Below are 13,278 nucleotides of genomic sequence, written 5' to 3' on the forward strand. Positions count from 1 at the left end.
CGCTGGAGGAGCATCCGCAGTCCCTTGTCGAGTCGTGCCCAAGCGTCGTCAGGCTCACTTTACTTAGGTTAGCCTATCCTTCATATCCCCCTCCTGAGGTTCGTCCGTACCAGCAGGTAGACGAGGAAGGGGCCGCCGATCGCGGCGGTGATCACGCCGACCGGGAGGGTGAACGGCAGCGCCGTACGCGCCACCAGGTCCGCGCCGATCAACAGCAGCGCGCCCACCAGCCCGGAGGCCACCAGCGGCGGCGTCGCGTACCGCGTCAGGCGCATCGCCACCTGCGGCGCCACCAGCGCCACGAACGGGACCGGCCCGGCAGCGCTCACCGCCACCCCGGCCAGCAGCACCGCGCACAGCAGCAGGACCGCCCGCACCATCGAGTAGCGGACGCCCAGGCTCGCCGCGACCTGGTCGCCGAAGTGCATCGGCCTGAGGTGGAACGCGACGAGCGACACCACGGCCAGGAGGGCGAGCGCGCACCACAGCGCCACCCAGACCTCGCTCCACGACCGGTTGTCCAGCGAGCCGACCAGCCACGCCTGGGCCCGGGCCACGTCCCGGATGTCGGCCCTGGCCAGCAGCCAGACGGTGATCGCCTCCATCACGGCGCTCACCGAGATGCCGATGAGGATGAGCCGGAGACCGTCGATCCCGCGCCGCCAGGCCAGGAAGTAGACCAGCAGACCCGTGCCGAGACCGCCCGCGAGCGCCGCCGCGGACAGCCCCACGGAGCTGACGATCGCCGCGGCGGCCCCGCCCGACACCGTCACCAGGAACACCGCGACCGCGCTCGCGCCCCCGGTGATCCCGAGAACGTCCGGGCTGGCCAGCGGGTTGCGCGCGATGGACTGCGTGATCGCCCCCGACACCCCGAGCGCGGCCCCCACGACGAGCCCGGCCAGGGCGCGCGGCATCCGCAGATCCATGATCACGAACTCGTCGACCCGCTCGCCCCGGCCGAGGATCGTGGCGATCACCTGGGGCAGGCCGATGGGGAAGTCCCCGGCGCCGATGGACAGGCAGAACACCAGAAAGGCCGCCGCCGCCAGCAGCAGCGTGACCAGCACCATCCAGGGTCGCCACACGAACGACGCGTTCCCGAGCCGCACGCCCGGCACCACCGTCCGCCGCACCGCAGGCCCGGTCATGTCTTCCTGAACTTCCCGCGCCACACCAGCGCCGCGAAGAAGGGTGCGCCGGCGAGGGCGACGACGACGCCCGCCTGCAACTCGCCCGGCCGGATCACCACGCGTCCCACGATGTCGCAGGCCAGCAGGACGACCGCGCCGAGCAGGCCCGCGTACGGCACCAGCCAGCGATAGTCCGGGCCGGTGAGATACCGGGCGACGTGGGCCACCATGAGCCCGAGGAACGCGATGGGGCCGCACGCCGCCGTCGCCGCGCCCGCCAGCACGGTGATGGCGGCGATGCCGGCGGTCCGGCTCAGCGCGGTGTTCACCCCCAGGCTCCGCGCCACGTCGTCGCCCAGGTTGAGCAGGTTGAGGGCGGGCAGCGTGGTCAGCGCCAGCACCAGCCCGGCAGCGACGAACACGGTCACCGGCCAGATGACGTCGAATCCCACACCGGCCACGGAGGCCTCGTTCCAGAAGCGCAGCGCGTTCAGCGACGCCTGGTCCGACAGCGCGACCGCCGTGGTCATCGCCGCCAGGAACACCGTGATCCCCTGCCCGACCAGCGCCAGCGTCAGGGGGCTGCCCGCCACCCGGCCGATGCTCGCCAGCCCGAACACGACGACACCGGCCGCCGCCGCCCCCAGGAAGGCGAACCACACGTACTGGTACGGATTGCTCAGCCCGAACAGCAGGATCGCCGACACCACGGCGAACGAGGCGCCGGAGTTCACCCCGAGCAATCCCGTGTCCGCGATCGGGTTGCGGGTGAACCCCTGGATCAACGCCCCGCCGACTCCCAGGGCGACGCCCGCCACGATCGCGAGCACGGTCCTGGGCACCCGCACGGTCTGCACGATGAGCGTGATCTCGGTCAGCCGCTGGTCGGAGCCCGCCACCGCGAACAACCCGTGCCACACCTCCAGAGGGCTCAGCGCGCGCGCCCCGACGGCCAGCGACGCCGCCCCCACGACCGCGAGGACCACCACCAGCACGCCGACGCCGGCCACCCGCCGACCGCGGGACCGCTCACCATTTCGATCACTCAATTTAGGTAAAGCTATCCTTAATTGCCGGTCGGCGGTAGGGACGGATGGGGACTTGCGCATGGAGAGCACCTTCGCGAAGTTCGGGCTTCCCGGTGAACCCGGTACAGAGGAATTCTGGGCGGCGGCGGGGGGACCCGCGTCGGTACCCGCCGGGGGCGGCTGGCTGACGCTGTTCCTGTGGCGCGGGTCCCCGGCGAGCATCGGCTTCGAGAGCTGGTCCGAGCCGGTGCCCCTGCGCCGGTGGGGTGACACGGACTGCTGGTACGCCGAGGTGGCCATGCCCGCGCGGCTGCGCGTGACCTACCGGTTCCGCACGGACGACGGGGCGTACGCCGACCCGCTCAACCCGGTGGGCGCGGGCGGTGACCGGTCCATCGCCGCGACCCCGGACGTCCCCGCCCAGCCGCACTGGCCCGCCGTCGGCGCCGCCGACGTGCTGCCCCTCCCGCGCACCCGCCTGCGCTGGACCAGCGAACGGCTCGGCGGGCGGCGCACGGTGCGGGTCCACCCGGCGGGCGGCGGCGGGCCGATGGTCCTGCTGCTCGACGGGGACGACTGGCTGTACCTGCACCCGGCCATGACCGCGTTCGACTCGGCCGTCGCCTGCGGCGACCTGCCTCCTGTCACGCTCGTCTTCCTGCCCGCCCGGGCCAGGGACACCGAGTTCGGATGCCGGCCCGAGCTGTGGGAGGCGATCCGGGACGAGCTGCTGCCGCTGGTGGCCGGGAGCGGCGTCCCCGCCGAGCCGGACCGGCTGGTGGTCGCCGGGCAGAGTCTCGGCGGGCTGAGCGCGATGTACGCGGCACTGGAGTTCCCCGAGCTGGTGTCCGGCATCGCCTGCCAGTCGGCGTCGTTCTGGTGGGCGCCCGGCGCCACCGACCTGGCCGACCCCATGGGCGGTCCGGCCGGCGGCGCCATCGCCGCGCGGCTGCGGGACCGGCCCGACCTGTCCGGCCTGCGGGCCGCGTTCGACGTGGGGGAGCACGAGACGCGGATGCTCCCGCACTGCGGGCTGGTCGAGACGCTGGCCGAACGGGCCGGGGCGACCGTGCGGGTCTCGCGGTCGCCCTCGGGCCACGATCGAGCGGGCTGGCGGCACGCCCTGCTCAGGGACGTCTCCTGGGTGCTGGACCGGCCGGCGGCGCCGGCGGCGGGATCGGTCATGGACGACCGGTGAGGTAGCCGCCCATCGTGCGGAACACCTCGGTGGCGGGCAGGTCCGCGCCGTCCTCCGTACGCACGCGTTCGATCACCAGCCCGTGGCTGCGGCCGCGGCGGGCCTCGGCCCCCGCCACGATGACCACGCCGTCACCCTCCCGGATGAAGACCCGGCCGGGGGTGCCGCCGTAGACGCCTTTGGAGACCGAGGCCTTCAGCACCCGGATGCGCTCGCCGTTGTGGTAGGTGAAGGCGTTGGGGTACGGGTCGGACTGGGCGCGGACCAGGCGGGCGATGTCCTCGGCGGGCCAGGTCCAGTCGATGTTGCCGTCCTCGACCGACCGCTTGTGGAAGAAGCTGGCCTTCGACCGGTCCTGCGGGGTCCAGGAGGACCGGCCGGAGTCGATGAGGTCGAGCGCCTCGGTGACGATCGGTGCGATCAGGTCGACCGTGCGGTGGAAGAGGTCGGTGGCGGTGTCCTCGGGCCCGACGGGCACCGCGCGCTGCACCACGATGTCCCCGGCGTCCAGCTCGTCGTCCATCATGTGCGCGGTGACCCCCACCTCCTTCTCGCCGTTGATCAGCGCCCAGATCAGCGGGGAGAAGCCGGCGTAGGCGGGCAGCAACGAGTCGTGCACGTTGAGGGTGCCGTGGCGGGGGAGGTTGAAGATCTCGGGCGGGATCCAGGTCCGCCAGTTGTTCGCGACGATGAGATCCGGTTCGGCCTCCTTGAGCCGGGCCATCAGTTCCTCGTCGTCCGGCCTGTTGCGCAGGAGCACCGGCACATCGTGGGCCTCGGCCAGCTCGGCCACCGAGTCGTTCCAGATCCTCTCGTAGGCGTGGTCGCTCCTGGGGTGGGTCACCACCAGCACGACCTCGTGCGTGGAGTCCAGAAGTGCCTGGAGCGTGCGATGGCCCCAGGTTTGGTAGCCGAACATCACGACCCGCATGGTGCCTCCTTGTCGGTGGGGCCTGATTAAGTTAGGCTCACCTTAATAAGGCGAGCCTAACCTAAATTTAGCGATGTCTCCACCCCTGATCCAGCCGGCGGAAGGCCTCTATGTCCTCAGCGGAGCAGCACGTCCACGACCTCGTAGGCATCGGTTTCGGACCGTCCAACCTCGCCCTGGCGATCGCGCTTCGGGAACGCCAGGAACGAACAGGCGCCCAGGCCGACGCCGTGTTCCTGGAGAAACAGCCCGCCTTCGGATGGCACCGGGGCATGCTGCTCGAAGGCACGACCATGCAGGTGTCCTTTTTGAAGGACCTGGTCACCATGCGAAATCCGACGAGCGAATTCAGCTTTCTCTGCTATCTCCGGGACAGGGGCCGGCTGCTCGACTTCATCAACCACAAAACCATGTTTCCGTCCCGGATCGAATTTCACGACTATCTCGAATGGGCCGCCGCCCGCTTCACCGAGCAGGTGGAGTACGCCTCCGAGGTCGTCGCGGTCACCCCCGTCGAGGTGGACGGGACGATCGAGTTCCTGGACGTGGTCGTCCGGCAGGGCGACGGCACGCTGGTCACCCGCCGGGGCCGCAACCTGGTCCTGGCCGCCGGGCTCGAACCGGTCCTGCCGGACGGAACGGTGAGCGACGAGCGGGTCTGGCACAGCGGGGAATTACTCGACAAGCTGCCCGGGACGCGCGCACCGCGCAGGTTCGTGGTGGTCGGGGCGGGGCAGAGCGCGGCCGAGGTGACCGACCATCTGCACGGCGCCTTCCCCGGGGCCGAAGTCTGTGCCGTCTTCACCAAGTACGGATACACCCCCGCGGACGACAGCTCCTTCGCCAACCGCATCTTCGACCCGGCGGCGGTCGACCACTTCTACGCCGCGCCCGACGAGGTGAAAGCACGGCTGCGCGCGTACCACGCCTCCACCAACTACTCCGTCGTGGACCTGGAGCTCATCGACGAGCTCTACCGCCGCCACTACCAGGAAAGGGTGCAGGGCAAGGAACGGCTGCGCATCTTCAATGCCTCCCGGCTCGCCGACGTCGAGCGGGACGAGACCGGCCTGCGGGTCACGGTGGAGTTCCTGCCCACCGGCGAGCGCACCCTGCTGGAGGCCGACGTCATGGTCTACGCGACCGGCTACCGGCCGGCCGACCCGCTCACCCTGCTGGGCACGGCCGGCAGGCTCTGCGACCGGCTCCCCGGCGGCGGTGTCCGCCTGGGACGCGACTACCGGATCGTCACCTCCCAGGCGATGCGCTGCGGCATCTACGTCCAGGGCGCGAGCGAGCACACCCACGGCCTCACCTCGACCCTGCTGTCCAACACCGCGGTTCGGGCGGGTGAGATCGCCGAGTCGGTGGCCGAACGGCTCCGGAGCGGCAGCTCGTACGCGCTGTCGCACTGACCCGCCGGCCGCGCGCCGTCGGCGGGCTCAGGCGACCTTGGCGGAGCCGGCCGTCCAGGTGTTGCACGCGCCCGGCTTGCCCGCCTTGTAGCCCTTCTCGAGCCAGTAGAGGCGGTTGGCGGTCTTGCCGTGGAACCTGTTCTTCCAGAACTCCGGCACCTTGACGACGGGCTTCCAGTCCTTGACCTGGCGTCCCAGGGCCTTCGCCGACACCGCCTGGAAGCAGTCGATCTGCAGGTAGTACCGGCGGTTGTGCTCGTTCATCATGGACTCGGACCGGTCGTTCTCCAGCCCCCACCAGGCTTCGCCGATGCCGGTCTGCCCGGTCACGACCGAGCTCCAGGTCCTGGTGATGGACGTGAACACCGCCAGGTCGCTCTTGGCCTTGATCCAGTCGTCGGCGAGCCGGACCTTGATCTGCACGGCGCAGATCTCGGAGAAGGAGCGGGAGACGTCCATCCCGGTGGAGCAGGACTGCTTGTCGTCGGCGTCCTTGAACACCACCTCCACCGGGCGGAAGTCCTTGACCGCCGGCTTCCACGCCTTGTTCAGGCAGCCGACGAGCCCGGTGATGTACTTCTGGGTGGACGCCTTGCTCGTGCCCTTGGTCGGCTTGCAGGAGACCTTGGGCAGCTTGGCCGCCTTGTAGACCTCGTTGTGGGTCAGCTCGGGGGCGCCCTTGACCGGCTCGGCGGAGGCGGAGGCGGGGGCGGGGACGAGCGCCAGACCGACGGCGGCCCCGGCTAATGCGCGAATGATCATAAGCGTGGATCTTAGCCATCACTGGACGAGCCGGGCGTACGACGTCTCCGGCCGCGCGCCGTGACCTAACTCACCCTCGCCGGTGGCCCCATGGGCGTCACATTTTCCCGGCCGATGTCGTCAATGGCATGGGAGTCGAAACGAGGAGGGCACAATGCGCTCGTGGGTGATGAGACGTCGGTCGTTCCGGTTCAGCCATTGGTCATTCATGTTCGCCGAAGTGGCAATCTGGTCTTTCGTCGTCCTGGTGCTGACCGGAGCGTTTCTCATGGTCTTCTACGACCCCGGCATGTCTCCGGTGCTCTACCGGGGCGTGTACACGCCGCTGCGTGACATCCCGGTCAGCGAGGCCTACAACTCCACCATGTACCTGAGCCTGGAGGTGCGCGGCGGCCTGTTCGTCCGGCAGGTGCACCACTGGTCGGCGCTGGTGTTCGTGGCCGCGGTCGTGCTCCAGTTGCTGCGCATGTTCGTCACCGGCGCCTTCCGCCGCCCGCGCATGCTGCAATGGCTGATCTGGGTGGCGCTGCTGCCGCTGGGCATGTTCGCGGGGGAGACCGGCAACGTTCTGCCCGACGACCTGCTCTCCGGCGGGAGCCTGTGGCTGATCCAGTCGGTTCTGCTGGCGATCCCCGTGGTGGGCTCGTACGCGGTGCAGTTGTTGTTCGGCGCCGAATTCCCCGGGGACACCATCATCCCGGTGATGTACTGGGTGCACGTGCTGGTGTTCCCGGTCGCCATCGCGGCGCTCCTCGGCGCCCGCGAATGGCTGGTGCGGCGCAACGGCCACTCGCGCTTCGCCGGGTCGGTGCCGGGGCGGCGGGGTGCGCGCCCCCTGATGGCGGGCGCGACGATCGGGGTGCTCGTCATTCTCGGGGTGGGCTTCCAGATCGCGCCGATCTGGTTGTACGGCCCGGCGGGCCCGGGCCAGATCTCGGCGGGGTCGGTGCCCGACTGGTACATGGGCTTCCTCGACGGCGCTCTGCGGATCATGCCGGGGTGGGAGCTGACCGTCGCGGGATACACGCTCAGCCTCGCGGTCCTGGTGCCCGCGCTCGTGGTGCCGGGCGCCTTCTTCACCGTCCTGGCCGGCTACCCCATGGGGGAGCGCTTCGTCCTCCAGCGCCTGGCCCGGCGGGACGCGCTCGGCCGGCCCAAGAGCAGGAGCCGCCTGGCCAAGGAGGGGACCATGCTCGCGGTGCCCGCCGTGCTCGACCGGCCGCGCGACGTCGCGGTGCGGACGGGTGTCGCGGCGGCCGGCGTCACCTTCTACGGGCTGCTGTGGGCCGCCGCGTCCAATGACCAGCTGGCGCACCAGATGCAGCTCTCGGTGGAGGCCGTGACGATCTTCTTCAGGTTCGCCGTGGTCATCGGCCCGCTCATCGCCTACTGGGTGACCCACCGGCTCTGCCTGGGCCTGCAACTGCAGGAGCGGCACAGCAGGGAGCACGGGCCGGAGAGCGGAGTGATCGTCCGGAGCGCGCAGGGCGGGTTCCACGAGCGGCCCATGCAGGTGGACCGGGAGCGCCGGCCGGCCGTCACCGCGTCGGCCGACTGACCGCCTCAGGGCAGGCCCAGCAGGGCGCAGGTCTCCGCGTGCAGCCGGGTGCCCGGTTCGGCGAGCTCCAGCGGCGCGTCGAAGTGGTTGCGCCCGGCCTGCTCGTACGCGGTCACCCGGCAGCCGCGCGCCCGCAGGTGCGCGGCGAACGCGGCCGACTGCCGCTTGAACTCGTCCGTCTCATGTTCCCCCCAGGCGACGACCACGGGGCAGCGTGCGCCCGGGAGGAACATCGGGCTGCAGTCCCGGACCTCGTCGGGGTCGATGCCGACGACCTCGTTCACGTACGTGTGCCGCACCGGGGTCAGATCGTAGATCCCGCTGAGCAGCACCGCCCCGGCGATGGGCGCGGGCGGCAGGCCCCACCGCCGCCAGGGCGTGGCCAGCAACATGGCGGCCAGATGCGCCCCCGCGGACGACCCGGAGACCACGATCCGATCCGGGTCGATCCGGTGGTCGGCCGCGTGCCGCCACAACCAGGCGAAGGCGTCGCGCACCTGGTCGACGATCTCGGCGAGCCGGGCACGCGGGGCCAGCGTGTAGTCGGTCGTGGCGTAGACGCCGCCCGCCCCGACGACGGCCGGCGCCGGGAACGTGCTGTCCTCCTTGGACAGCTGCTGCCAGTATCCGCCGTGGATGAAGAACAGCGCCGGGTGGCCCTCCGCGCGGTCCCCCGCCGGGCCGTAGACGTCCAGCAGGTCGTCCGGCCCCGGCCCGAAACGCAGGTCGCGGTGGGCCACCCCGGCCAGCTCGGCCCGGGCGCGCCGGCTGTGCTCGGCATAATCGTCGAGGTACGGCTGCAGATCGCCCACCAGGCTGCTCGGCGAGTACTGGACGTCCAACTGCTCCTGGTCGAACCGCCCGTAGACGGGGCCCGTCATGGCAGCAGCCGTTCGACGGTCTCCTCGCGGGCTCTCCTCAGGAAATCGGCGAAGTCACTGCCACCGGTCCCCTTGGCCTGCTCGCCGCGCTCGAACCGCTGGATGTAGCGCCCGGTGATGCCGATGTGCAGCGCCCTGAGCCGGGCGAGGGCGGCCACGGCCGCGTTGTACGCCTCGGACAGCCGCGGCCGGGCGGCGCGGTGCCGCTCGACGTGGTCGCGCACCGAGGGACCGGCCTCCAGATCCGCGAGGAAGCGGCGGTGCGGCCCCGGCATGTACGCGCGCATGCCGGTCAGGAAGCCGGCGGTCAGCCCGTCGCGATGCGGCACGTCGAGCCCGGCGTCGAAGGCCTGGATGAGGGAGCTCTGCGCGGCGCTGCCGCCGGCCAGCACCAGAGGCTCACGATCGACCCCCTCGAACCGCAGCCCCGGCGCGGCCCAGCCCGTCAGGAACGGCCTGATCCGGTGGTAGAAGACGTGGGGGTCGCACCACCGCTCGATGTCGAGGAGCGCGTCGACCACCCGGCTGAGCACCTCCCGGACGCCGAGCAGCGCCTCGGTGAGCCGGTCGTGCTCGTCGCCGGCCACGGCCTGCCGGACCTGCGCGAGGAGCGGCAGCCCGGGAGCGCCGGCCAGCTCCACCCCCACGGTCGCGAGGTAGAACCACTTCTCGTCCACGCCGCCGAGGAACGTCAGCTGGGTGTCGACGTTCGAGGTGCTCAGCGGCTCAGTCCTGTCGATGCGCCGCCAGTTGTTCAGGACGGCCGAGGCATGCGCGACGATCGGCATCCGGTCCAGCCGCCGGGCGAGCTCATGAAGGGGACGTGCCACCGGGGCCGGGAGCGTGTGTGCGGGCGGTTCGGCGCCGCGTACGTAGCCGTTCGCGAGGAAGGTCAGCAGGAGCATGGCCCGCTCCCGCTCCCCGGGGGACTCCAGGGCGTCCGGCGTGAGCACGGGCATGGACTCGATCTCCGGGCGCAGACGCCCGGTCATGATCAGGGCCGAAAGGTTCCGCCCGGCCCGCTCCCACGGGAGGTAGTACGGCGGCAGCGCGTCCACCGGGTCGTCGGAGGGCAGGAACCCGTGGCGCGGGTCGATGGCGTATTCGCTCAGCGGGGCGATCCCCGGTCCACGGGCGCGGGTGCGCATGGTCTCGGGCCTCAACGGACTTTCCTCCTCGTCGCCCCGCCGGTCTCGCGGCGTCCTGGCCGCTCGATGCCCCTTGATCCGCCCGCCGAAACCGGCATTGCGCCCCGGCCTCCGGCCGTCAGACTGAGCGGCATGATGCGATCCTGCCTCGCCGCCCTCCGCTGAGCGACGCGGGCGCCCCGCTGCGCCGAGCCGGGCGTCCCGCTGAGGGGTTCGGGCGTCCCGCTGCGGGAGCCGGACTTCTTCCCGGCGAGCCGGGCGTGGGGCGTCGTCAGCCGGTGGTCTCCTGGGCCGAGGCGTGCTGCGGGCGGACGTGGTGGCGGCCGATGGGCAGCATCAGGGGACGGCCGGAGACGGGGTCCTCGATGATGCGGCTGTCGAGGCCGAAGACGGTGCGGACGCAGTCCTCCGTGAGCACCTCGGCAGGGGCGCCGCAGGCGTGCAGGCGGCCGTCGGCGAGGGCGATGAGGTGGTCGGCGTAGCGGGCCGCCAGGTTGAGGTCGTGCAGGACCATCACGATCGTGGTGCCGCGGCCGCGGTTCAGGTCGGTCAGCAGGTCGAGGACCTCGATCTGGTGGCTGGCGTCGAGGAAGGTGGTGGGCTCGTCGAGGAGGAGCAGGTCGGTCTGCTGGGCCAGCGCCATGGCGATCCAGACCCGCTGGCGCTGGCCGCCGGACAGCTCGTCGACGGCGCGGTCGGCCAGGTCCGTCGTCTGCGTGGCCTCCAGGGCGGCCGCCACGGCGACGTCGTCCTCGTGGTTCCACCGGGAGAAGATCCCCTGGTGGGGGTGGCGGCCCCGGCCGACGAGGTCGAGCACGGTGATGCCTTCCGGCGCGACCGGCGACTGGGGCAGCAGCCCGAGCGTGCGGGCCAGCTTCTTGGCGGGCATGCGGTGCACCTCCTTGCCGTCCAGGACCACCCGGCCCGCGCGCGGCGCGAGCAGCCGCGACAGGGAACGCAGCAGCGTCGACTTCCCGCAGGCGTTCGCGCCGACGATGACCGTGATCTCGCCGGGCGGCACGACCAGGTCGAGGGACTCGACGACCACGCGGTCGCCGTACCCGAGCGTGAGCCCCTCGGCCGCGAGGGAGTGGGACGTGGTCATAGGGAGCCTCCGGCCCGGTGCGAGCGGATGATCAGATAGACGAGGTACGGCGCCCCGAGCACGCCGGTGACGACGCCCACCGGGTAGCGGACGTCGAAGGCGAACTGCCCGGCGAAGTCGGCGACGAGGACCAGGAGGGCGCCGACCAGCCCGGCGGGCACGAGCAGCGAGGTGCCCGGACCCACGAGCCGGGCCGCGATGGGGCCGGACAGGAACGCCACGAAGGCGATCGGCCCGGCCGCCGCGGTGGCGAACGCGATCAGCCCGACGGCGGCGACGATCACCGTGATGCGGGTGCGTTCGACGCGTACCCCGAGCGCCGCGCCGGTGTCGTCGCCGAGCTGCATGGCCGACAGGTCGCGCGCCCGGGCCAGCAGGACCGGGGTGAGGACGACCAGGGCGACGAGGGCGGGCAGGGTCTGGTCCCAGGTCGTGCCGTTGAGGCTGCCGGTCAGCCAGCGCGTGGCCTCCTGGAGGTCCCATTCGGCGGCCCGGGACAGCACGTACGCGGTGATGCTGTCGAGGATCGCGGAGATCCCGATGCCGATCAGGATGAGCCGCGTGCCGACGACGCCGTCCCGGAAGGCGAGGGTGTACACGAGCAGGGCGACGACGAGGGCGGAGACGATGGCGAAGACCGACACCTGGGTCCCGCCGAGCGACAGCGACACGATCGCGACGGCCGCCGCGGCGCTCGCGCCCGAGCTGATGCCGATCACGTCGGGGCTGGCCAGCGGGTTGCGGAGCATCGTCTGGAAGGTGACGCCGGCCAGGCCGAAGCTGAAGCCCGCGACCACGGCGAGGACGGCCCGCGGCAGCCGGAGCCGCCCGACCGTGAAGGTCGCCCCCGGCACCCGCTCGCCGAGGATGACGCGGACCACGTCCTCGGGCGGGTAGAACGTCTGCCCGGCCATCAGGGTCACGGCGAACGCGGCGACGGCGAGCACGGCCAGCGTCAGGACGACGAGGCGGCGGCGCGCGGCGCGCCGGCGCCGGCCGCGGGTGACCGCCCGGACGACGGCCGGGGTGACGGTCGGGGTGACCGCCTGGGCGGCTGTCTGGACGGCTGTCTGGACGGCGGGCGGCCGGCCGCCGGCGGCAGGGGCGCTCACAGCTCACGGACCTTCTGACGGCGGACGATGTGGATGAAGAACGGGGCCCCGATCAGCGCTGTCACGATGCCCACCTCGATGTCCGAGGGCCGGGCCACCATGCGGCCGACGACGTCGGCGGCGGTGAGCAGCGACGCGCCGACCAGGGCGGAGAACGGCAGCATCCAGCGGTGGTCCACGCCGACGAGCAGGCGGCATGCGTGCGGGACGACGAGCCCGACGAAGGCGATCGGCCCGGCCACGGCCGTGGCGGCGCCGCACAGCACGACGGCGCCGAGCGCGGCCGTGCCCCGGATGACGGCGACCCGCTCGCCGAGCCCGGCCGCGATCTCGTCGCCCAGGGCGAGCGAGTTCAGCGCCCGCGCGGACAGGAGGCAGATGGCGAAGCCGACGGCGAGGAACGGCAGGACCTGTCCGATGCGCTCGTAGGAGGCGCCGCCGACGCCGCCGATCTGCCAGAGCCGGAAGCTGCCGGCGATGTCGTTGCGGGGCAGGACGACGGCGCTGACGAGGGACGCGAAGGCCGCCGACGTGGCGGCGCCGGCCAGCGCCAGCTTGAGCGGGGTGGCCCCGCCGCGCCCGAGGGAGCCGACGGTGTACACGAAGGCGGCCGAGACGGCGGCGCCCGCCATCGCGACCCAGATGTACCCGGTCGGCGACGTGAGCCCGAGGAACGCGACCGCGGTGACGACGGAGAGCGAGGCGCCCATGTTGACGCCCAGGATCCCCGGGTCGGCCAGCGGGTTGCGGGTCACGCCCTGCATGACGCCGCCGGCCAGGCCGAGCGCGGCGCCGATGACCACGGCGAGCAGGGTGCGCGGGATCCGCTTGGTGACCGCCGCCTGTTCGAGGGAGCCGTCCGTACCGCCGAGGGCCGCCCAGACGTCGGACCAGGCGACGTCGCGCGACCCCAGGGCGACGGAGGCCACCATGGTCACGGCCAGGGCCAGCACCGCGACGAGCAGCCACAGGACCCGGACGCGCGCCGGACGCCGCACGAGGGCGGC

General features: G+C 72.0%; 12 protein-coding genes. 3 read left to right on the forward strand and 9 right to left on the reverse strand.

Going from position 1 to position 13,278, the window contains the following annotated elements; all coding sequences use genetic code 11:
- Positions 1–80: 80 nt before the first annotated feature.
- Together AB0J69_RS25835 and AB0J69_RS25840 are read right to left on the reverse strand one after the other, a co-directional pair.
- Positions 81–1,151, reverse strand: a complete 1,071-nt coding sequence (locus tag AB0J69_RS25835; protein WP_364122048.1) for an iron chelate uptake ABC transporter family permease subunit — start codon at positions 1,149–1,151, stop codon at positions 81–83.
- Positions 1,148–2,182, reverse strand: a complete 1,035-nt coding sequence (locus AB0J69_RS25840) for an iron ABC transporter permease (protein ID WP_364122050.1) — start codon at positions 2,180–2,182, stop codon at positions 1,148–1,150. Before AB0J69_RS25840 ends, AB0J69_RS25835 begins: the two co-directional genes overlap by 4 nt.
- Positions 2,183–2,240: 58 nt before the next feature.
- Between AB0J69_RS25840 and AB0J69_RS25845 the strand changes: the two genes are divergently transcribed.
- Positions 2,241–3,359 carry an alpha/beta hydrolase-fold protein gene (locus AB0J69_RS25845; RefSeq protein ID WP_364122053.1) on the forward strand — a complete coding sequence of 373 codons (1,119 nt, stop codon included), beginning with the start codon at positions 2,241–2,243 and terminating at the stop codon, positions 3,357–3,359.
- Here AB0J69_RS25845 and AB0J69_RS25850 read toward each other — a convergent pair.
- Complete coding sequence (locus AB0J69_RS25850; protein ID WP_364122056.1) at positions 3,343–4,290, reverse strand: methionyl-tRNA formyltransferase; 948 nt, start codon at positions 4,288–4,290, stop codon at positions 3,343–3,345. The two genes, AB0J69_RS25845 and AB0J69_RS25850, sit on opposite strands and share 17 nt — an antisense overlap.
- Before the next feature lie 110 nt (positions 4,291–4,400).
- Here AB0J69_RS25850 and AB0J69_RS25855 point away from each other — a divergent pair, with 110 nt between their 5' ends.
- On the forward strand, positions 4,401–5,705 hold the full coding sequence (locus tag AB0J69_RS25855) for a lysine N(6)-hydroxylase/L-ornithine N(5)-oxygenase family protein (protein WP_364122059.1): 1,305 nt from the start codon (positions 4,401–4,403) through the stop codon (positions 5,703–5,705).
- A gap of 27 nt (positions 5,706–5,732) precedes the next feature.
- Here the strand turns inward: AB0J69_RS25855 and AB0J69_RS25860 are convergent, their stop codons facing one another.
- Positions 5,733–6,467, reverse strand: a complete 735-nt coding sequence (locus AB0J69_RS25860) for a hypothetical protein (RefSeq protein ID WP_364122062.1) — start codon at positions 6,465–6,467, stop codon at positions 5,733–5,735.
- Between the two features lie 220 nt (positions 6,468–6,687).
- Between AB0J69_RS25860 and AB0J69_RS25865 the strand changes: the two genes are divergently transcribed.
- A complete protein-coding gene (locus tag AB0J69_RS25865; protein WP_364122065.1) occupies positions 6,688–8,025 on the forward strand; it encodes a cytochrome b N-terminal domain-containing protein in 1,338 nt (445 codons plus the stop codon).
- A 5-nt stretch (positions 8,026–8,030) separates the two neighbouring features.
- Here AB0J69_RS25865 and AB0J69_RS25870 read toward each other — a convergent pair whose 3' ends face one another.
- The 5 genes from AB0J69_RS25870 to AB0J69_RS25890 form a co-directional block, all read right to left on the reverse strand.
- Positions 8,031–8,906 (reverse strand): alpha/beta hydrolase, encoded by an 876-nt coding sequence (locus AB0J69_RS25870; protein WP_364122068.1) that lies wholly within the window; start codon positions 8,904–8,906, stop codon positions 8,031–8,033.
- Complete coding sequence (locus AB0J69_RS25875) at positions 8,903–10,069, reverse strand: hypothetical protein (RefSeq protein WP_364122071.1); 1,167 nt, start codon at positions 10,067–10,069, stop codon at positions 8,903–8,905. Before AB0J69_RS25875 ends, AB0J69_RS25870 begins: the two co-directional genes overlap by 4 nt.
- A 256-nt stretch (positions 10,070–10,325) precedes the next feature.
- A complete protein-coding gene (locus AB0J69_RS25880; RefSeq protein ID WP_364122074.1) occupies positions 10,326–11,159 on the reverse strand; it encodes an ABC transporter ATP-binding protein in 834 nt (277 codons plus the stop codon).
- Positions 11,156–12,271, reverse strand: a complete 1,116-nt coding sequence (locus tag AB0J69_RS25885; protein ID WP_364122077.1) for an iron ABC transporter permease — start codon at positions 12,269–12,271, stop codon at positions 11,156–11,158. The genes AB0J69_RS25880 and AB0J69_RS25885 overlap by 4 nt, the downstream gene beginning before the upstream one ends.
- Positions 12,268–13,278 (reverse strand): iron ABC transporter permease (locus AB0J69_RS25890; protein WP_364122080.1); only part of this gene is annotated, 1,011 nt, incomplete at its 5' end. The genes AB0J69_RS25885 and AB0J69_RS25890, both read right to left, overlap by 4 nt.

Origin of the sequence: Nonomuraea sp. NPDC049709, from assembly GCF_040674815.1 — a bacterium.
In the GTDB taxonomy this organism is placed as follows: Bacteria; Actinomycetota; Actinomycetes; order Streptosporangiales; family Streptosporangiaceae; genus Nonomuraea.

Excerpts from the sequence above, each read along its gene's own strand:
- AB0J69_RS25880 (WP_364122074.1), bottom strand. The coding sequence starts at position 11,159 with ATGACCACGTCCCACTCCCTCGCGGCCGAGGGGCTCACGCTCGGGTAC.
- AB0J69_RS25860 (WP_364122062.1), bottom strand. The coding sequence starts at position 6,467 with ATGATCATTCGCGCATTAGCCGGGGCCGCCGTCGGTCTGGCGCTCGTC.
- AB0J69_RS25845 (WP_364122053.1), top strand. The coding sequence starts at position 2,241 with ATGGAGAGCACCTTCGCGAAGTTCGGGCTTCCCGGTGAACCCGGTACA.
- AB0J69_RS25855 (WP_364122059.1), top strand. The coding sequence starts at position 4,401 with ATGTCCTCAGCGGAGCAGCACGTCCACGACCTCGTAGGCATCGGTTTC.
- AB0J69_RS25850 (WP_364122056.1), bottom strand. The coding sequence starts at position 4,290 with ATGCGGGTCGTGATGTTCGGCTACCAAACCTGGGGCCATCGCACGCTC.
- AB0J69_RS25870 (WP_364122068.1), bottom strand. The coding sequence starts at position 8,906 with ATGACGGGCCCCGTCTACGGGCGGTTCGACCAGGAGCAGTTGGACGTC.
- AB0J69_RS25835 (WP_364122048.1), bottom strand. The coding sequence starts at position 1,151 with ATGACCGGGCCTGCGGTGCGGCGGACGGTGGTGCCGGGCGTGCGGCTC.